The organism is Vibrio campbellii CAIM 519 = NBRC 15631 = ATCC 25920 (assembly GCF_002163755.1).
Taxonomy (GTDB): domain Bacteria; phylum Pseudomonadota; class Gammaproteobacteria; order Enterobacterales; family Vibrionaceae; genus Vibrio; species Vibrio campbellii.
This window is the reverse complement of sequence record NZ_CP015863.1, coordinates 3,210,443-3,229,185: the sequence shown is the minus strand read 5'-3', so window position 1 is coordinate 3,229,185 and position 18,743 is coordinate 3,210,443. Positions and strand designations below refer to the sequence as shown.

Genomic DNA, 18,743 nt, shown 5'->3' with positions numbered 1-18,743 from the left:
AATTATAAAAATCACAATAATTTCGAATGAAAAATGCGTATGTCGCCCGCCAGCCTATCTTTAATCGTAAAAGACAGACGCTGGGATATGAGTTGTTGTTCCGTGATGGTGAAAGTAATGCATATCCTGCACACATCGATTCAAACAGGGCGACATACCGATTGATTGTAGAGAATTTTCTCTCTGTCGGAACCAATCCTCTGATTGCATCGTCACGATGCTTCATCAACTTCCCTCAACAGAGCTTGTTGCGTCGGCTACCAAGAAGTTTGCCGAAAAACAAAATCGTGGTTGAGGTACTCGAAACCTGCCAACCGACCGATGAACTGCTTGAAGCCATTCGCGAACTTTACCGTGAAGGCTATTTGATTGCGCTCGATGACTTCACTTTGACTGACGAATGGCGTCGCTTTCTGCCTTATGTTCATATCGTGAAACTCGACATCATGGCGATGGGGCTGAAAAATGCGTGCGATTTAGTAAAGAAGCACACCAAAAAGCGCACCAAATACCACTTTTTGGCTGAGCGGGTCGAAACCGAAGCTGAGTTTGAAGCGACCAAAGAGGCGGGCTTTAAATTCTTCCAAGGCTACTTTTTCAGTAAGCCCGAAGTGATGCAGACTAAATATGTGAGCCCCGAACAAGTGCTGGCGCTTAAGTTATTCAGAGAAGTATGCGTGCCCGATCCAGACTTTGGCCGGATTGAAAACATCATTACCCAAGATGTCACGCTGTCGTATAAGTTACTGCGTTTTGTGAACACACAATCGACTACGTTGGAAGTGACCATCACGTCATTCCGCCAAGCCTTGATTTACCTTGGGCAAGAAAAGCTCAAAATGTTTGTCTCACTAGTGGTAGCGTCTTATATCTCTAGTAGCAAGCCGCGAGAGTTGTACAACTTATCTCTGCAACGCGCTCAATTCTGTGAAGCCATGTCGCGCTATCAACCTTTTGCCCATCTCAACGAGCAGGGTTTTATGATCGGCTTATTGTCGATTCTCGATGCCATGCTCGATTTGTCTGTCGAATCTTTAGTTGGACAGTTGCCGTTAAGTCCTTCCGTGCAGCAAGCCTTGTTGCATCGCCAAGGTGAATACGGCGCGTTACTGGCAATCGAAGAGTGCTACGAGCGTGCCGATTGGGCGGGCGTGGAGCAATTCTCCCAGCAACTCGGTCTTTCTGTCGATGACGTGAAGTCTGAACTTGGCGAAGCCGTGCGCTGGAGCCAGACCTTTTCTGGCGCCTAATCTGATCAAATATTAAACTTTTATTACAGTCGGGCACGATCGCTTGACGGCATCTCAGTTTTAAATAACCATATTCGCATATCCATATATAGGTATGTATTTATGCTTCCACATCAGTTCTTCAAACTTCTTTCCGACGAGACTCGTGTGCGCTGCTTAATGTTGGTGGTTCGTGAAGGGGAAACCTGTGTTGGTGATTTGGCTCATGCATTACAACAAAGCCAGCCCAAGATTTCTCGCCATCTGGCCCAGCTAAGATCGAATGGTATTTTAGTTGATAAACGTCAGGGGCAATGGGTGTACTACGAGCTGTCCGATCAATTACCGGGATGGATGCAAAAATTGATTGATGACTTGGTGGCCTCGAACTGTTTGAAGCAAGAGTACCAAGACGATATTTCACGTTTACAAGACAAAGCTCGTGCAGCGTGCTGTTAACCAGCGAAAGCTTAAAGGTAGAAGATTATGACGATTAAAGTAGGTATTAACGGTTTCGGTCGAATTGGTCGTTTGGCATTACGCGCAGCGTTTGATTGGCCAGAGCTAGAGTTCGTACACATCAACGATGTAGCGGGTGATGCAGCGACGCTTGGTCACTTACTTGAGTTCGATTCAGTTCAAGGTCGTTGGAACCATGCAGTGCAAGTTGAAGGCACAGATATGGTGATCAACGGTAAGCGCATCACGACTTCACAAGAGCGTGATATCGATGCTGTGAACTGGGGTCAATGTGATGTTGTGATTGAAGCAACGGGCGTTCATCGCAAAACCTCATTCCTAAACAAATACCTAGAACAAGGCGTAAAACGTGTTGTTGTTAGCGCACCAGTAAAAGAAGACGGCGTAGCTAACATCGTAGTGGGTGTGAACGACCACATCTTCGACCCAGCGCAGCACCGCATCGTAACCGCAGCGTCTTGTACAACGAACTGTATTGCACCAGTAGTGAAAGTGATTCACGAGAAACTGGGCATTGAACAATCGTCATTCACAACGATTCACGATTTAACCAACACACAAACGATTCTGGATGCGCCGCACAAAGACCTACGTCGTGCACGTGCATGTGGCATGAGCCTAATCCCGACCACAACGGGCAGTGCAAAAGCGATTGTTGAAATCTTCCCAGAGTTGAAAGACAAGATTAACGGTCACGCGGTTCGTGTTCCTCTAGCAAACGCATCGCTGACAGACATCATTTTTGATGTGAAACGTGATACCACGGCAGAAGAAGTTAACGCACTACTGAGAGAAGCTTCTGAAGGCGAGCTAAAAGGCATCCTTGGTTTTGAAGAGCGTCCATTGGTTTCTATTGATTACAAAGGCGACCAACGTTCAACTATCGTTGATGCACAATCAACCATGGTAGTGGGTTCTCGTATGGTGAAGATTTACGCTTGGTACGATAACGAAATGGGTTACGCGACGCGTACTGCGGAATTGGTTCGTAACGTTGGTACGGCATAAGGAGTTGTAAGATGTCTCATCCTACATGGCAATTAGATTTAGAAACGGGCGCTTTGGTACTGACTCCATGTCCTGGTACCAAAGGTGTTGAACTGCAAGCTTCGCTAGAGCAGCTAAAAGCGCAAGGCGTAGAAGCGATTGTTACTGCCCTTGATAATACTGAATTAGCAGCAAAAGACGTGTCTGCATTGGGCGAATTAACCCAACAGTTAGGCATGAAATGGTTCCAAATTGAGATCGAAGATGACTGTGCTCCGGGCGAAGAGTTCGCTGCAAAATGGTCACAAGCGAGTCCTGAACTGCACGCGATTCTAGCTCAAGGTGGCAAGGTTGCAATGCACTGTATGGGTGGCTCTGGTCGCACAGGTTTGTTTGCTGCGCACCTACTGCTAGAGAAAGATTGGGCGCTAGAAGATATCGTACTTGAAGTGCAAGCGCTGCGTCCTGGTGCTTTCACAAAGCCAGTACAAGTTGAGTACATCGAGCGTGTAGCTCAAAATGCTTGATCAGCTTATAGAGCTTTTGGAACATCATGATCCAAAAGCTCTCTTTATGCCGTAATGGCTTCCCAATTTATGTGATTCTTGCTTACTGGTATTGTGCTTAAATTATTGTTTATTAATAAATAATGTTTGGTTGTTTCATCAGTTCTTGTTTCACAATTTAACGCCAGTATTGAGATGGCTCAATGCTGGTGTTCAGGTCATAGAGCATTTGGAACATCATGAACTAAATGCCCTAAATGCTGTACATCTGAGGTCGTTATGATTTCAAAACTAAGCAAAAGTATTCGTCAGTATATGCTTGTGACGTTCAACTATTGGAATTTCACCGTGACGGATGGTGCACTACGTATGCTGGTGGTGCTTTACTTCCATGACTTAGGCTACTCAAGCTTAGCGATTGCTTCGTTGTTTCTTTTCTATGAATTTTTTGGTGTAGTGACCAACTTGGTTGGTGGCTGGCTAGGTGCTCGACTTGGTTTGAACAAAACCATGAACGTCGGCTTAGGGATGCAGATTTTTGCCTTGCTGATGTTGGCTGTGCCCAATGCTTGGTTGACCATTCCTTGGGTAATGGCGGCGCAGGCAATTTCGGGTATTGCCAAAGACTTAAATAAGATGAGTGCCAAGAGCGCGATCAAAACTTTGGTGCCAGACGAGCAGCAAGGTGCACTTTATAAGTGGGTTGCGATCTTAACAGGCTCGAAGAATGCGCTGAAAGGTGCGGGTTTCTTCGTTGGTGGTTTGCTGCTATCGGCGTTTGGCTTCCAAACTTCGATGGTCATCATGGCAAGTGTACTGGCTGTTGTGTTTGTATGCAGTTTGATCTGGCTAGAAGCGGATATGGGTAAGGCGAAGAGCAAACCTAAGTTCCGTCAAATTTTCTCTAAGTCAGAATCGGTGAACATTCTTTCCGCTGCACGTATGTTCCTATTTGGCGCGCGTGATGTGTGGTTTGTTGTTGCACTGCCGATTTATCTTGGCAGCGTGTTTGGTTGGGATCACCTGACGGTAGGCGGCTTCCTTGCGGCTTGGGTGATTGCTTACGGATTCGTTCAAGGTTTTGCGCCTCGTATTACCGGCAAAGCGCAAGGTCGAGTGCCAGATGGCAGTGCGGCTCTGATTTGGGCGGGTATCCTGGCTGTCATCACTGGTGCGATTGCTTATGGCGTGCAAATCGGCTGGCAGCCAGAGCTTGTTATTGTCGTGGGCTTGATGATTTTCGGTGCTGTGTTTGCGGTGAACTCATCTCTGCACTCTTACCTGATCGTTAGTTATGCGAAAGGCGATGGCGTTTCACTGGATGTCGGCTTCTACTATATGGCGAATGCAATGGGACGTTTGATTGGTACGGTTCTATCCGGTTGGATTTACCAAGAAGCGGGTTTAGCTGCGTGTCTGTGGGTCTCTTTTGCTTTCTTAGCGCTAACGACGGTCATCTCTATCAAACTACCAAAAGCCAAAGTGGCGACGGCTTAAATCGACTTACGATTTAGAATAAAAAATGGCTCCGCTTTGGGAGCCATTTTTGTTTTTACGATTCAATATCGCAAATCAGCAAGTCTTGCTTATCGGCAAATGCGGCCTTGTTGTGCAGGTTGCGTCATTTCCATATCACCTTTCAGTGAGCGGTAAACGATGGTGTTCCATACTTCACCATTGTCCATTTCGAATTCAATGGCGTAGTTAAGACCATTCACCACTTGAGTACGTACGCTCAAGATCTCTTTTAGCTTCGCTGTGGTATTCATCTGACCAAGTACAAAATCGAGTGCTTGCTGAGCTTCAGGTGTTACTTCACCTTGTGACCAGCCGCCAGCAAGGTTTTCAGCGCTGCAGATAGGGTTCGCTTCCGGTTGCGATTGTGTTGGTGCCACGGCCTCTTCCTTTTGATTACATCCAGCTAAAGCCACTACACAAACCAGTGACGCTAATAATGCTTTCTTCATAAAGACCTCTCTTAATTATCTGTCCATCATCCTAAAGGAATGAAACGGTTAGATCTGTTTCATATCCGAGAAAGCTTAGGGCTATTGATCCCATTTGTACAATAGGATTTGTCATCAACCATTTTGCAAATCAATGATATTGGTGCGTCATCGTTGAGTTAAAAATAAGCAAAAACAGATTGTTAACTATTTAACCGGATGAAAATTGCCCTATGCTATAGACGTGAAGTTACGCAAATTAGGAAAGGGTATGAGAGAAAGGGTTCTGTTTTTCGACTTATTACGTTGTGTTGCTGCAGTGGCAGTGATCGCTATTCACGTGTTAGCGCCATATCGTAATGAGTTGGGCGTGATTCCATTTGACCAATGGGCAACGGCGGTCGGTGTGAACAGTGTGACCCGTTGGGCGGTGCCGGTATTCATTCTGATCACGGGAGCTTTGATGCTCAGTGATACACGTCCTTTTGAGGCCAAGTACTACGTCAAACGGCGTTTAGGTAAAGTGTTGGTGCCTTTTTTGGTTTGGTCGATGTTTTATGCGTATGTGTCAGGCTGGACGGCTCAAGGCTTTGATTTTTCCACCGTTGAAGAAGTGGTGAGCAACAGTCCGCATCATGCAACTTACTACCATCTTGGATTCTTCTATTACTTTATTCCGCTCTATTTTGTGATTCCGATGTTTCAATGGGTAGTCCGCAATTGTGACGACAGTGTCCTCTATGCGTACTTGGCGGTTTGGTTACTCACTAGCACTTTATTCCTATTCAAAATTGATGGACCGTGGAGCAATCAATACTGGCTTTATATGGGGTATTTACCACTCGGTTATGTGTTGTTTCAGAAAGTCCCACTTAATCGTTCTGTCGTCACGGGGTTTACGGCATTAGGGCTGGTGGCATTGGCAGTGACCTTTACTATGGTGGTGAGCAACAGTTTAGAAGCGGACAAGTACACAGTAGGGCGTTGGTTCTCATACAAAACATTGAACGTGATTCTCGCTGCGTCGATGATTTTTATGCTGTGTCGTTACTTTGGAGAAGGCCTAGCGCCCAAAGCACAGAAAGTGGTGAGTTTTATTAGCCAGCACAGTTTGGGTATTTATCTTCTTCACCCAATTTTCTTGTGGCCGATGAAAGCGTTCGGTTGGTATCAAGGTCATCCAGCATGGGTGATTCCGGTGTGGATTGTACTGAGTGGTGCTGGAGCCTTGGCGATGAGCTATCTGTTCTCTAAGTCCGCCAAGACTCGCTGGTTGTTGCCGTAAATTAGCGGTTTAGGGCGAAGTGCAAGAACTTATCGCCACGGTAGGTCAATGTGCCTTTATCACCGGGATTTAGAGCGTGGTAATAGTGCACACCGATTTGAAACTCGCGTTTTGGCCCAATTGAGCCGCGTTGTACATAAATCCAATATTCTTGATCGTCTTGGCCAGGCTCGGCATTCGGTACTTCTATCGCTTGTTTGTCCAAGATGGTCACTTGAGCACTCTGCTCAGGTGCATCCTCACCAAAGTAATGTTTGCTGTAGAAGCGGAAAAATGCCCATGCGCCAAGCGCAATCAGAGCGAACAGAGCCAAAATAAGTGAGATTGGCATGATAACCTCCAATGTTTCATTGGCGCCTATTTTACAGAACTCCATGATTAAACTATGAGTTGAGATAAATTATTCGTGATCTAGTAAAAGTGTCTTAGATTTTATTCGGCGCACTTCACATTTTATATGCGTTCAAGAGCACAATTTAAAAGGAAATTTGCACCTTTTGGCTCGAAAAAGTTCTAAATTTATAGAAGAATGAAACAACGGACGAAGGAAGGATCAAGTAAGGAGGGTTACGATGTCAGATATTGAGAAAGTAGTCATGCGTACCCGAACGATCGAAAAACTTCTGCGAACGCAATACCACGCAGAAGGGAAAGGGTTACATCAACTGATCACCAGTTGTGAAGAGCGCTTGCCGCATGATGTTGTTGCTAAACTGCGATTTATCGCAACTGTGCGGAATAAGGTTGTTCACGAAGAGGATTACAAGTTGGACGATCGAAAAGGTTTCTTGGCGGCATGTGATGCCTGCGAAAAGGAACTGACGCCGAGGAGTTCACGCTTTATTTGGCGAGCGGCGATTTTGTTAATGGCCTTGATTACGCTTGCTGCACTTGGCTTCTACTACATGCATTGGGACATTCTGGTTAAGCATTTGTAGAACACACAATTTGAATAATAAAAAAGGGACGCGAAAGCGTCCCTTTTTTATTTTAAACAGTAACTTAGTACATCATTGGCAGTGTCATTAAACCAACAACCACTGCAATCATTACCAGCCCTTGTTTTTGAGAAGAAGAAATCATAACACTACCCCTAAAATCATTGATGAACTCGATGTAAATAATATAGCACTGTTTTTGAGCTTTGATCAACTTCAAAGCGGAAAAGTTTTCAAAACTCGAACTTAACTTGGGCGTTTTACCCTAAATTGACTAATAAAACTGTGTTTTTTGTGCTGTTCTTTAAGTGTTCGACTTGTTGTTTTTCTCTTCTTTTTTGTTTTAAGTTGTTGATTTTGATGTGTTAAATATGAGTAATTTTATGCTGGAATAGTGTTTCTTGTTTCAGTGTTGTGGTTGGTGGACTATTTTTGCTGAATTTCTCAAAAGTTGAGAAAAGTTGGTTTTGTGCTAATGAGGCTGACGTAGATGGACGTCTATTTAGTTCGCCTTTTCCTATCTGATGAGAAAATCTCGGTCTCAAAAGGGTTTAGCTTTTAGCTAAGTTATCTAAGTTTATGTTTTTGTGTTTTTTTGTCAGTATGTTTAGCTATATCAGTTAGTTATGTCTGGTTGTTTGAATTTTTACCCTATCTTATTGCTGGCTTAGCAGACATTTGTATTGTCATGAGGTACCTGTTTTAGCTGTTTTAGAGGTCTGAGGATGTAGATTCGGTTTTTGTGTTGATAATTTACCCATAGTGGTTGTATGTCGAACAAATTGACGGTTTGTTTTTCAATTTATAATGGTTGGGGCTTTTGGTGAGATTATCGATAACATCGAGAGTGAGATAGCTGAGCTCAATGGTTGTGAGAAAAACCCTAATCAGTAATTGACTAAGTTACGTCTACAAAATGTTGCGATTCGCTATCAAGATCCAACTTTCATGGATTATGCCTTTACATCAAGACTGGTCTACCTAGACTAGCGGCGAGATTACGTGAAAGGTGTATCGGCATGTGGAGTTGGTTAGCGATAGGGCTATCGGGGATGTATTCCGTGTTGGGGGCAAAACAGTCCAATCCAACGCAGTCTCTGACATTTAAAATCTTTACTCTGCTCTTATTGCTGATTTTAGCAATGACTGAGGGCTCCTCGGCGCCTCACACCTATTGGATCGTTGGTGGTCTAGTGGTATCGATGTTTGCTGATACGCTCCATTCTTTTAAGTCTCGTAAGCCTCTCTATTTTGCTGGTTATCTACTGGCACAAATCTGCTATAGCAAATCGTTCTGGGTTCAGCTCAATGGTGACATTGTTTGGTGGCTATTAGCTCTGCTGCTAGCCGCGAGTATTGTGGCGTTCTTCCTCTTATTGCCACAATTGGATTCGATGGTCTTCCCTGTCGTGATCATGGGGATTATGCTGGTCCAGTTGGCGTGGGCTGCGGGTGAGGTGTGGCTACAAGTGCCTAATTTTGCCAATGCGCTTGGCTTTAGCGGAACTGTCGTGATGATTTACTCCGCCTTGGCCTATGCGATACATGGTTATCGTAAGCCGATGAAACACGCCTATGTTTGGGTGAGCGGCAGTTACTTTTTGGCTCATGCATTAATTGTTGCCTCTATCATTTACTAACTCAGGTCAAAGTAAGCGGTCAGGTTTTAAGTAAACTGGACGAATTCAATTTGATGACTGGAGCCGATGACGACTGAAATTCATGTTCATAACTTACTGAACCTACTTCGTGAAACCCCAATGAATCGTGATGAGCTTGCGGCTCATTTTGGTTCTGAGGCACGCTTTCATACCTGTAAGCTGAATGATCTAGACTTAGATGCATTGCTAGAGTTTTTGCTAAAGCGCGAGAAAGTACGCGAACTGGAAGGTCAGTTTGTCGTAAATATGGTGCGTGTTTGCAATCACTAAATCGCGGCTAACTGATTATTTATGAAGGTGATAGACTCATTTCGCCTTCAGTCATATCTTCACTCAATCACTTTGCTATACTGGCCGCCAATTTCTCCGTCGAGGTCAGAACATGGACATTCTTTCTGCAGCGACCATGCTGTTTCTTATTATGGATCCGCTCGGCAACTTGCCGATTGTGTTGTCCATTCTCAAACACTTAGATGCGAAGCGTCGCCGAAAAGTACTGATCCGTGAGCTAGTATTTGCCTTGATGATTTTGATGCTGTTCTTATTCGCAGGGCAGAGCATCATGAGCTTCCTTCATGTTCAACCTGAAACCTTGAGTATTTCTGGCGGTATCATTCTATTTATCATTGCGATTAAGATGATTTTCCCAAGTGCTGGCAGTATTACCGGGTTAGCCGCAGGTGAAGAGCCATTTATTGTGCCGATGGCCATCCCTATGATTGCCGGGCCTTCGGTGATTGCTGCGCTGCTTTTGCTCTCTTCTCAGCATCCAGACAAGATTATGGAGCTGTCTGCTGCGGTGTTGATCGCTTGGGGCGCCACTTTCTTCATTTTGATGTTTTACAGTTTCTTCCACCGCATTTTGGGAGAGCGCGGCCTGAAAGCGATTGAGCGTTTGATGGGGTTGCTGTTGGTAATGATTTCTACTCAGATGTTCCTAGATGGTGTGAAGAGCTACATGGGTTAAGTCTTTGCCTATCGAATGATACAAAAAAGCTGCTCTCGTGAGCGGCTTTCGTTTATCTGTCAGTTACATCATGTGCTTACGACGAATATCGAGCAGAGCGAAAATACCAAAAATCAAAATTGAGTACTTTTCCCATGCGCTCATCTTAATCTTGTCACCAAACGCGCCGATGAAGATCGCCATTTGCAAACCGTGCATGATGAACAAGAAAGCGGTCATGATGTACAACGCAATCGCTGCTTTGCCCGGGAATGGCATGAAGAAGTTGAGGATCAATACGAACCAGACAAAGGCGATGGCCGCTTTAGCCAGTATCAATAATGCTTTCATTTAACTATCCTTTTAAATTGAGGCTTTAAGCTGGTGAGCGTTCGTACAAGCGGTAACTCACTTGACCTGCGGTTTTCTCGCGGTGCAGGTGCCAGTTTTCTGGTAGCCCAGCAATGTTCAGCTCTTTTTCAGTTTCAATATAAATCATCGCATCTTCAGCAAGCCAGCCGTTTTGCTCCAGCAAGGTCACGGTTTCAACCAATAATCCTTTGCGAAACGGCGGATCGATGAATACTACGTGGTGAGGCGTACCCGGTTGCTGTAAAAAGCTGATCGCATCGGTGTTCACGACTTGAATGTTGTTGGCATTCAAAGACGCGACATTCTTTTGCAGTTGCTGAAATGCTTGTGGGTTTAGTTCAATCATCGTCACTTGATCGGCTTGGCGCGAAGCGGATTCAAAGCCTAAACCTCCCGAGCCGGCGAACAAGTCGAGACACTTCGCCTGCGGCACATCTTGAGCTAACCAGTTAAACAAGGTTTCTTTTACGCGATCCGTGGTTGGGCGTAGGCCTTCTGCATCATGAACAGGGAGCTTTCTGCCTCTCCATAAACCACTAATAATGCGTACAAAGCCTGTTGTTGGCTTTTTTTGTGATGAGTTTTGCTGGCGACGTCTTACCATAGATTTTTTGACCGCTAATAAAGTGATACTATACCCAATCGCCCAAGCTTTGAGCTTGGATACAGCCCAGAATATTCAAGATGACAGAGTGTAACACTAATAAGATTAGATTCACCTAATTGGAAAGTTTTCACAACTTTGTCATTCGCCTTTTCTGTAAAGTTAATATTCTTGTCAGAAAAGAGTCATTAATAGATAAGAAGACAATCTAGGATAGCCCCAGATGACGGAAAAAAAGAAGCGCGGATTACTTTCGTGGCTAGGTTTTGGTGATGAAGAGCAAAGCCAAAAACCGACAACTGAAGAGTCAGTAAAAGAAGAAGCAGCGGAAGCTCCTGCCGCCGAGCAACAACCCACAGAAGAAGTTGCCGAGCAAGCAGAAGAAAAAGCAACAGTTGAAGCTGAGCCGGAGAAAGCCGAGGCTGCCCCAGCAGAAGCAGAAGTAGAAGCAGAAGCAGAAGCAGAAGCAGAACAGCCACAAGTAGCCGTTGCGCCTCGAGTTCAAGAACAAGAAAAGCCAACTGAGAGCTTCTTTGCTCGCCTTAAGCGCAGCCTAAGCCGAACCAAAGCGAACATCGGTGCGGGTTTCTTTGGTTTGTTCAGCGGTAAGAAGATCGACGATGACCTTTTCGAAGAGCTAGAAGAACAACTGCTGATTGCTGATGTGGGTATGGAAACCACAACAAAAATCATCAACAACCTGACTGAAAAAGCCTCTCGTGGCGATCTTAAAGATGGCGAAGCACTTTACGGTCTGCTGAAAGAAGAGATGGCAGAAATTCTTGCGAAAGTAGAACAGCCTCTCGAAATCGACAGCAGCAAAACCCCTTATGTTATCTTGATGGTCGGCGTGAACGGTGTGGGTAAAACCACCACAATCGGTAAGCTGGCTAAGCAATTCCAAAACCAAGGTAAGAAAGTCATGCTTGCGGCGGGCGATACTTTCCGTGCGGCAGCGGTTGAGCAGCTACAAGTGTGGGGCGAGCGTAACAACGTTCCTGTGATTGCTCAGCACACTGGCGCAGACAGTGCCTCGGTTATCTATGATGCGATTGAAGCGGCAAAAGCGCGTGGCGTCGATGTTGTGATTGCTGATACGGCGGGTCGTCTACAAAACAAAGCCAACCTAATGGAAGAGCTACGTAAGATTGTACGTGTGATGAAGAAGATTGATGACTCTGCGCCACACGAGATCATGCTAACGCTAGACGCAGGCACAGGCCAAAATGCGATTAGCCAAGCGAAACTTTTCAGCGATGTTGCCCCTCTAACCGGGATTACATTGACTAAGCTGGATGGTACAGCGAAAGGTGGCGTGATCTTCGCTATCGCTGATCAGTTCGAAATTCCAATTCGCTACATTGGTGTAGGCGAAGGCATCGAAGACTTGCGTCCATTTGAAACTCAAGAGTTCATTGACGCTCTGTTTAGTCGTGAAGAGTAACAAGAGTTAGAGGAAATCAACGGTGATCAAATTTCAGCAAGTGAGCAAAGCTTACCGAGGTGGTCGACAAGCCTTACAGAAAGTCGACTTTCACCTTCGACGCGGAGAAATGGCGTTTTTAGGCGGGCATTCCGGGGCAGGTAAAAGTACCTTGTTGAAACTGATATGCGCGATAGAGCGACCAACGGATGGCAAAATCCACTTCAATGGTCATGACATTACTCGTATCTCAAACAAAGACATTCCGTTTTTGCGCCGCAACATCGGGATTGTTTTTCAAGATCACCGTCTCTTAATGGATCGCAGTGTATTCGATAACGTTGCACTGCCGATGCGCATCGAATCGATTTCTGAAAACGAAATCAAACGCCGTGTTTCTGCGGCGTTGGATAAAACGGGCTTGCTGGATAAAGCCCGTTGTTTGCCAAGCCAACTGTCGGGTGGTGAGCAACAACGCGTTGGTATTGCGCGTGCAGTCGTAAACCGACCAACCTTACTGGTGGCGGATGAGCCGACTGGTAACCTAGATCCTGAACTGTCTAACCGTGTGTTACGACTGTTTGAAGAATTTAACCGTGCTGGCGTAACGATCCTGCTTGCGACGCACGATATCGGGTTAGTGAACACTCGCCCACAATATCGCCATTTTGAATTGAACCAAGGCTTCCTAAGTGAGGTAGAAGACTATGGTAGGTAACAAGCGCACCCAGAAAAAAGGGAAAGGTCGCAGTGCCAAGCGTGCAAATACCGATGGTTTTTTCTCTGTCCATGCAAAACAAGCAAAATCCTCTTTTGGCGCGTTATGGCGTCGTCCTCTCGGTAACATTCTAACCCTAGCCGTGATTTCGGTGGCATTAGCTATGCCAGCATGCTTGTACTTGCTGGGTAAGAACGTGGCGAGTGCAGCGCAAGATGTCGCATCACCGTCTCAAGTTAGTGCTTACTTAGTAGAAGGCATGCCCGATGCTCGCGTGATGGTGTTAAAAGACCAAATTGAGACTTGGCCTTTAGTAAAAGAGGTGGAATATATTTCGCCGCAACAAGGTCTATCTGATTTAAGCCAATACGCCGGCTTTGACCAAGCGTTGAGCTTGTTGAGTGGTTACGCACTACCAGGTGTATTGGTAATTACACCTGATTCTGAGGTGAAGAGCGATATTCAGTCGATTGCCAAGCAAGTTCGTGAGCAACAAGATGTGACTGACGTGAGGCTTGATGAAGACTGGCTAGCACGCCTTGATGCCATCAAAACCCTTGCTGGCATTATTGTCATCACACTGACAATACTGATGTTAGGTGCTGTATTTTTAATCGTCGGCAATACATTACGCTTTAATGTGCTGGCGAACAAAGAAGAGATTCAAACCATGAAGCTGATTGGTGCGACCGATAGCTTCATTCTGCGCCCTTACCTTTACACTGGCATGTGGTTTGGCGTGTTAGGAGCGTGCATCGCATGGCTGGTTACGGCGTTAATCACGGTTGTGATGAACAATGCTGTGGAGCAGCTAGCCTCGCTTTATGATAGCCAATTCCGTTTAATTGGCCTGAGTTGGGATGAATCTCTGCTATTAATTATCACTGGTAGTTTACTGGGCTGTATCGCCGCACGAGTATCCGCGCAGCGTCACCTGAAGGAAATTGAACCAGTTTAGGTGATAAAGGTCTTATAGTTGGAATTTATTAGCACAAGCTAATTTTTACCTCTTGTTTAGACAATTTGTTTATGGATAATTACTCGCCCTTCTTGAAACTTGTTCATTTTGAGTTCAAGATAGCCAAGCTAAATTGCAATGTAATGCTCCAGATCAGAGATTGATGAGGAATTGAATGACAAAAGAAGCGTATCCGATGGCTCTAGTCACGCAAGATAGCCTTGATAGCTATATCCGTTCTGTAAACAGCTACCCAATGCTGACACCAGAAGAAGAGCGTGGGCTGGCAGAACGATTACACTACAAAGGTGAGATAGATGCGGCGAAAGGCCTGATCTTGTCACACCTACGATTCGTTGTTCACGTTGCTCGTGGCTACTCAGGCTACGGCTTGCCAATGGCAGACCTAGTACAAGAGGGCAACATCGGTCTAATGAAAGCGGTTAAGCGTTTCAACCCTGAAGTGGGTGTACGTTTGGTGTCTTTCGCTGTTCACTGGATCAAAGCTGAGATCCATGAATACGTACTGCGTAACTGGCGCATCGTTAAGATTGCGACCACCAAAGCGCAACGTAAGTTGTTCTTCAACCTACGTAAGTCGAAGAAGCGTCTGGGCTGGTTCAACAACGGTGAAGTAGAAACCGTTGCTCGTGAGTTAGGTGTTGAGCCCTCAGAAGTACGTGAGATGGAATCACGTTTAGCGGCAGTGGACTCTACGTTCGATATGCCAATGGACGATGACGACAATTCAAACTCGTACACCGCCCCAATGTTTTACCTAGAAGACAAATCGTCTGATGTAGCGGATAACATTGAAGCGGCAAACTGGGAAACGCACACCAATAACCGTCTTGGCCATGCGCTAGCGAGTCTAGATGAGCGCAGCCAGCGTATTGTTCGCTCTCGTTGGTTAGACGACGACAAAGCGACACTGCAAGACCTAGCTGATGAGTTTGGTGTTTCTGCTGAGCGTATTCGTCAGCTAGAAAAGAATGCGATGAAGAAACTGAAACTTGCTGTTGGTGAGTTCTAACTTTCGCTTCTAATCTAAAGTAAGATTTTCATAGAAAGCCGAGATCATGTGATCTCGGCTTTTTTATTTTCGATCGAAAATCGATAGCGTTTGCGATCTAATTTATCTGTGCTACCTGTGTATAACTCTGTGAAGTAATTATTCATCAACTGTTCGAAAGCCGGACAAAATAAGGCTTTGAGGCAGTTTTACTCTTGGGGATAGTTGTGAATATACACACAGTTAGATCAAGATCATCACTACATATTGTGGATCAAAGGATCCAAATACACTTTATCAACGCAATCCACAGATTTATCCACAAATGGTGCGAATATGTACAGCGTTCAATGCCCTGACTATCTCTGTGTCTAAGTTTGGCTTTGGATAGGTTACAATGGCGTCAATAACGACAAACGACTTAGAGAAAGTAAATGGACCAGTTTCAACACATCGATGTACAGGGTGCTCAAGCATTGCTCGAGCAGAGTGAAGCCAAGCTTGTAGATATTCGTGATCCTCAATCTTTTGCTGTCGCGCATGTAGAATCCGCTTTCCATTTGACCAACGATTCGATCGTTTCTTTCATGAACGAGGTGGAATTCGAACAACCAATCCTAGTGATGTGCTATCACGGCATCAGTAGCCAAGGTGCGGCACAATATTTGGTTAACCAAGGCTTCGAGCAGGTGTACAGTGTAGATGGCGGCTTTGAAGCCTGGCAGCGAGCAGAACTACCGATAGTGAGAAGTTAATGAAGAGATTGGTGACGTTAAATAATCCACGTATGGCGCAAGCTTTTATTGATTACATGGCATCACGCCACATTGATATTCAGATGATGCCGGAAGGCGAGGGGCAATTTGCTCTTTGGCTGACGGACGCGCAGCATGAAATTGAAGTCGAAGCTGAGCTCAAACAGTTTTTGGCCAATCCATCTGCTTCGAAATACAGCGCCGCCTCGTGGGACGTTGCCGATTCGCGTAAGAGCAAATTTCATTACTCCAGCCCGAGTATCATGGGCATGGTGAAGGCCAAAGCTGGGCCAGTGACCTTACTGATCATGGCTGTTTGTACGGTTATCTACTTTTTGCAGATGTTCGGTTTTGGTGATGGCGTGTTTGCTCTGCTGCATTTCCCAGCTTTCGAAGGGCAACAGTGGCAACTTTGGCGCTGGATCAGCCATGCATTGCTGCACTTCTCCGTTACCCACATCGTATTCAACCTATTGTGGTGGTGGCAATTGGGGGGGGATATCGAGCGACGTTTAAGCTCCGGTAAGTTACTGCAAATTTTCCTGATTTCTGCCGCGCTATCTGGTGCAGGTCAGTTCTACGTGGAAGGTGCGAACTTTGGTGGTTTATCTGGTGTGGTTTATGCCTTGCTCGGTTACTTGTGGATCCTTGGTTACCGTTGCCCGCATCTTGGTTTGACCCTACCGAAACCGATCATTGGCTTTATGTTAGTGTGGCTAGTGCTTGGCTTTGTTCAGCCATTTATGGCGATTGCCAACACGGCGCACTTGGTGGGCTTGCTTTCAGGTATGGCGATTGCACTGTTTGATTCTGGTAAACAGAAATACCAACAAGCTTCATAAGTGGATGACTCACGGATACCAACAAAAAGACCGCCAATCGGCGGTCTTTTGTTTATCTGTCTTTCTTTCGTCTTGGAGCCGCTCGTCAGCTTTAGCTGTTCACACTACTGATAGAGGTATTTGGTAAACAGCAAATCAGCAATGATGGTTTTGCCAGTCTCTGGCAACAAGGTTTCATTGAGCTCTTTCACCAAGGTTTTGCGCAGATCTTCACGACCAGACAAAGACTTAATTGTATCTTCAGTTTGCTTCCCCAGAAGCTCAATCACTGCATCGCGGATCAGCGGCTGGTGGTGCTCGATAACGGCAAGGTCTTGTTGGCTCATCACCATGATGTCCATACGTACTTGGACATAACCTAATTTGTTGCCCTTGGTGTAAAAGTTCGTGGTCAAATCGGGTTCGAGCGTAAAGTAGGCTAATTTGGGTGCAGCTTCTTCTGATTCTGCCCAACTTGGTGCTGAAGCAAGTAGACTTAGCGCGAAAATAATTTGGGCTATATAACGTTTATACATATTTCTAACTTTTCTTTCTCTGGATCGCGATATTCGAATCGCTTCAGTCTTGTTACAATAGACCGTCTATAACAAATAACGGAACTTACAGTTTCAATAAGACGGTAAGTTGTTGCTTTATTGTACGCATAAAGCCTCCAATTGAATACTAGTATGAATCAGCCGACATCACTCTATCTTGCTTCTTTATTGGAAGTAGAATGGCAAAACCCCGAAGATTTTGAATTCCCTAACGAATTCGCTCAGCATTGGCTTGAAGAACAGGGCTCTTTGTCACGTCGTTTAGGCCAGCATTGCCAACACTTAACGGTGGAATTGCTGCACAATCAGATCGTCACTGCCAAGACGTTAAAACCGGATGAGAGCCAGCTATTGTCTGAGCAAGATTGCCTACTGAGAGAGGTGATTTTATGTGGTGACAATACGGATTGGGTCATTGGCCGCACGCTCATTCCTCGTTCAACCTTGGTCGATCAACAATATGACTTAGCTCAGCAAGGGGATATTCCGCTGGGCTTAACTGTGTTCAGCGCCGATAACGTTGAACGCGATGCTCTGCAAATGGGATGGGTTACTTTGCCACGGGGACGCTTTTTAGCCCGACGCTCAAGACTGTGGATGAATCACAAACCCATGCTGGTTGCTGAGTTATTCTTACCAAATTCACCAGTTTACGCTAAGGAGAAGGTGTAAATGTCCGCAGACAAAGCCAAAGCATATTGGCAACTGATGCGAATGGACCGCCCAATTGGCTCACTGTTGTTATTGTGGCCGACGGTTTGGGCACTTGTGATTGCCGCCCAAGGCATACCAAGTTGGAATGTACTCATCGTGTTTGTGCTAGGCGTGTTCTTAATGCGTAGTGCTGGTTGTGTGATTAACGACTTTGCCGACCGTAAAGTGGATGGGCATGTGAAACGCACTAAACAGCGTCCTTTGCCATCGGGTAAAGTAACCTCGAAAGAAGCGATTGGTCTGTTTTTGGTTTTGGGTATCAGCTCTTTCTTATTAGTGCTGACCATGAACCCACTGACGATCAAGCTCTCCTTTGCCGGTATCTTTTTAGCGTTCATCTATCCTTTTATGAAGCGTTACACCCATTTGCCACAGCTGTTTTTGGGTTTAGCTTATAGCTGGGCGATTCCGATGGCGTGGGCTGCGCAAACGGGCGAACTGCCTTGGATTGTGTGGTTTGTGTTTTTGACTAACGCTTTGTGGACTATTGCCTACGACACTCAATATGCGATGGTCGATCGCGATGATGATTTAAAAATTGGTATCAAGTCGACAGCTATCTTGTTCGGTCGTCACGATAAGTTGGTGATTGGCGTTCTACAGTTGGTGACTTTGGCGATGCTAGTGCTGCTAGGTCAACACTACGAACTTGGCCAAAGCTACTACTGGACGATTCTGGTTGCTGCTTCTTTGTTTGTGTACCAGCAACATTTGATTCGCCACCGAGAGCGCGATTTGTGTTTTAAAGCCTTCCTCAATAATAACTATGTGGGAATGGTGATTGCGATCGGTCTTCTTATCGCTTTCTGGTAACGGTTTCGTACAAACATT

General features: G+C 45.5%; 23 protein-coding genes. 18 read left to right on the top strand and 5 right to left on the bottom strand.

Going from position 1 to position 18,743, the window contains the following annotated elements; genetic code table 11:
• Positions 1 to 26: 26 nt before the first annotated feature.
• From A8140_RS15560 to arsJ, 5 genes are all read left to right on the top strand, one after another.
• A complete protein-coding gene (locus A8140_RS15560) occupies positions 27 to 1,250 on the top strand; it encodes an EAL and HDOD domain-containing protein (RefSeq protein WP_005533652.1) in 1,224 nt (407 codons plus the stop codon).
• Between the two features lie 102 nt (positions 1,251 to 1,352).
• Positions 1,353 to 1,688: a metalloregulator ArsR/SmtB family transcription factor gene (locus A8140_RS15555; RefSeq protein WP_005533655.1), complete on the top strand. Its 336-nt coding sequence runs from the start codon at positions 1,353 to 1,355 to the stop codon at positions 1,686 to 1,688.
• A gap of 27 nt (positions 1,689 to 1,715) precedes the next feature.
• A complete protein-coding gene (locus tag A8140_RS15550) occupies positions 1,716 to 2,717 on the top strand; it encodes an ArsJ-associated glyceraldehyde-3-phosphate dehydrogenase (RefSeq protein ID WP_005533657.1) in 1,002 nt (333 codons plus the stop codon).
• An 11-nt stretch (positions 2,718 to 2,728) separates the two neighbouring features.
• On the top strand, positions 2,729 to 3,223 hold the full coding sequence (locus tag A8140_RS15545; protein WP_005533659.1) for a cyclin-dependent kinase inhibitor 3 family protein: 495 nt from the start codon (positions 2,729 to 2,731) through the stop codon (positions 3,221 to 3,223).
• A gap of 258 nt (positions 3,224 to 3,481) precedes the next feature.
• Positions 3,482 to 4,699 carry an organoarsenical effux MFS transporter ArsJ gene (gene arsJ / locus A8140_RS15540; RefSeq protein WP_005533662.1) on the top strand — a complete coding sequence of 406 codons (1,218 nt, stop codon included), beginning with the start codon at positions 3,482 to 3,484 and terminating at the stop codon, positions 4,697 to 4,699.
• An 89-nt stretch (positions 4,700 to 4,788) separates the two neighbouring features.
• Here arsJ and A8140_RS15535 read toward each other — a convergent pair whose 3' ends face one another.
• Positions 4,789 to 5,169, bottom strand: a complete 381-nt coding sequence (locus tag A8140_RS15535; RefSeq protein WP_005533664.1) for a cystatin domain-containing protein — start codon at positions 5,167 to 5,169, stop codon at positions 4,789 to 4,791.
• A 250-nt stretch (positions 5,170 to 5,419) separates the two neighbouring features.
• Between A8140_RS15535 and A8140_RS15530 the strand changes: the two genes are divergently transcribed.
• Entirely contained in the window at positions 5,420 to 6,433 is a 1,014-nt protein-coding gene (locus tag A8140_RS15530; RefSeq protein WP_005533666.1) for an acyltransferase, read from the top strand.
• 1 nt (position 6,434) lies between these two features.
• Here the strand turns inward: A8140_RS15530 and A8140_RS15525 are convergent, their stop codons facing one another.
• Positions 6,435 to 6,764, bottom strand: coding sequence for a DUF2500 domain-containing protein (locus A8140_RS15525; RefSeq protein ID WP_005533668.1), 330 nt, complete (start codon positions 6,762 to 6,764; stop codon positions 6,435 to 6,437).
• A gap of 241 nt (positions 6,765 to 7,005) precedes the next feature.
• On the opposite strand from A8140_RS15525, the gene A8140_RS15520 reads away from it, so the two are divergent.
• The 4 genes from A8140_RS15520 to A8140_RS15495 all read left to right on the top strand — a co-directional run bounded on the left by A8140_RS15520 (position 7,006) and on the right by A8140_RS15495 (position 9,999).
• Positions 7,006 to 7,371 (top strand): hypothetical protein, encoded by a 366-nt coding sequence (locus A8140_RS15520; RefSeq protein WP_005430355.1) that lies wholly within the window; start codon positions 7,006 to 7,008, stop codon positions 7,369 to 7,371.
• 1,019 nt (positions 7,372 to 8,390) lie between these two features.
• Positions 8,391 to 9,011, top strand: a complete 621-nt coding sequence (locus A8140_RS15505) for a lysoplasmalogenase (protein WP_005533669.1) — start codon at positions 8,391 to 8,393, stop codon at positions 9,009 to 9,011.
• Positions 9,012 to 9,077: 66 nt separating this feature from the next.
• Positions 9,078 to 9,302, top strand: coding sequence for a YecH family metal-binding protein (locus A8140_RS15500; RefSeq protein ID WP_005533670.1), 225 nt, complete (start codon positions 9,078 to 9,080; stop codon positions 9,300 to 9,302).
• A gap of 112 nt (positions 9,303 to 9,414) precedes the next feature.
• Entirely contained in the window at positions 9,415 to 9,999 is a 585-nt protein-coding gene (locus A8140_RS15495) for a YhgN family NAAT transporter (protein ID WP_005430358.1), read from the top strand.
• A gap of 63 nt (positions 10,000 to 10,062) precedes the next feature.
• On the opposite strand, the gene A8140_RS15490 is transcribed toward A8140_RS15495, so the two are convergent.
• Positions 10,063 to 10,329 carry a DUF1145 domain-containing protein gene (locus A8140_RS15490; RefSeq protein WP_005438504.1) on the bottom strand — a complete coding sequence of 89 codons (267 nt, stop codon included), beginning with the start codon at positions 10,327 to 10,329 and terminating at the stop codon, positions 10,063 to 10,065.
• Positions 10,330 to 10,354: 25 nt separating this feature from the next.
• The gene (gene rsmD, locus A8140_RS15485) at positions 10,355 to 10,954 is read right to left on the bottom strand and encodes a 16S rRNA (guanine(966)-N(2))-methyltransferase RsmD (protein ID WP_005533671.1); all 600 of its coding nucleotides are present in this window, start codon (positions 10,952 to 10,954) and stop codon (positions 10,355 to 10,357) included.
• Between the two features lie 223 nt (positions 10,955 to 11,177).
• On the opposite strand from rsmD, the gene ftsY reads away from it, so the two are divergent.
• The 6 genes from ftsY to glpG all read left to right on the top strand — a co-directional run bounded on the left by ftsY (position 11,178) and on the right by glpG (position 16,662).
• Entirely contained in the window at positions 11,178 to 12,398 is a 1,221-nt protein-coding gene (gene ftsY, locus A8140_RS15480) for a signal recognition particle-docking protein FtsY (protein ID WP_038863380.1), read from the top strand.
• Between the two features lie 22 nt (positions 12,399 to 12,420).
• Positions 12,421 to 13,095, top strand: a complete 675-nt coding sequence (gene ftsE, locus A8140_RS15475) for a cell division ATP-binding protein FtsE (protein ID WP_005535654.1) — start codon at positions 12,421 to 12,423, stop codon at positions 13,093 to 13,095.
• A complete protein-coding gene (gene ftsX / locus A8140_RS15470; RefSeq protein ID WP_005430346.1) occupies positions 13,085 to 14,053 on the top strand; it encodes a permease-like cell division protein FtsX in 969 nt (322 codons plus the stop codon). The genes ftsE and ftsX overlap by 11 nt, the downstream gene beginning before the upstream one ends.
• A gap of 175 nt (positions 14,054 to 14,228) precedes the next feature.
• The gene (gene rpoH, locus A8140_RS15465; protein WP_005535656.1) at positions 14,229 to 15,086 is read left to right on the top strand and encodes an RNA polymerase sigma factor RpoH; all 858 of its coding nucleotides are present in this window, start codon (positions 14,229 to 14,231) and stop codon (positions 15,084 to 15,086) included.
• 413 nt (positions 15,087 to 15,499) lie between these two features.
• Positions 15,500 to 15,820 (top strand): thiosulfate sulfurtransferase GlpE, encoded by a 321-nt coding sequence (gene glpE / locus A8140_RS15455; protein ID WP_005535659.1) that lies wholly within the window; start codon positions 15,500 to 15,502, stop codon positions 15,818 to 15,820.
• On the top strand, positions 15,820 to 16,662 hold the full coding sequence (gene glpG, locus A8140_RS15450) for a rhomboid family intramembrane serine protease GlpG (protein ID WP_005430922.1): 843 nt from the start codon (positions 15,820 to 15,822) through the stop codon (positions 16,660 to 16,662). Before glpE ends, glpG begins: the two co-directional genes overlap by 1 nt.
• Before the next feature lie 104 nt (positions 16,663 to 16,766).
• Here the strand turns inward: glpG and A8140_RS15445 are convergent, their stop codons facing one another.
• A complete protein-coding gene (locus tag A8140_RS15445; RefSeq protein ID WP_005535662.1) occupies positions 16,767 to 17,177 on the bottom strand; it encodes a flagellar basal body-associated protein FliL in 411 nt (136 codons plus the stop codon).
• Between the two features lie 153 nt (positions 17,178 to 17,330).
• Between A8140_RS15445 and A8140_RS15440 the strand changes: the two genes are divergently transcribed.
• Both A8140_RS15440 and ubiA read left to right on the top strand, forming a co-directional pair.
• Positions 17,331 to 17,870 carry a chorismate lyase gene (locus tag A8140_RS15440; protein WP_029388873.1) on the top strand — a complete coding sequence of 180 codons (540 nt, stop codon included), beginning with the start codon at positions 17,331 to 17,333 and terminating at the stop codon, positions 17,868 to 17,870.
• Complete coding sequence (ubiA, locus tag A8140_RS15435; RefSeq protein WP_005535667.1) at positions 17,871 to 18,725, top strand: 4-hydroxybenzoate octaprenyltransferase; 855 nt, start codon at positions 17,871 to 17,873, stop codon at positions 18,723 to 18,725.
• Positions 18,726 to 18,743: the final 18 nt, after the last annotated feature.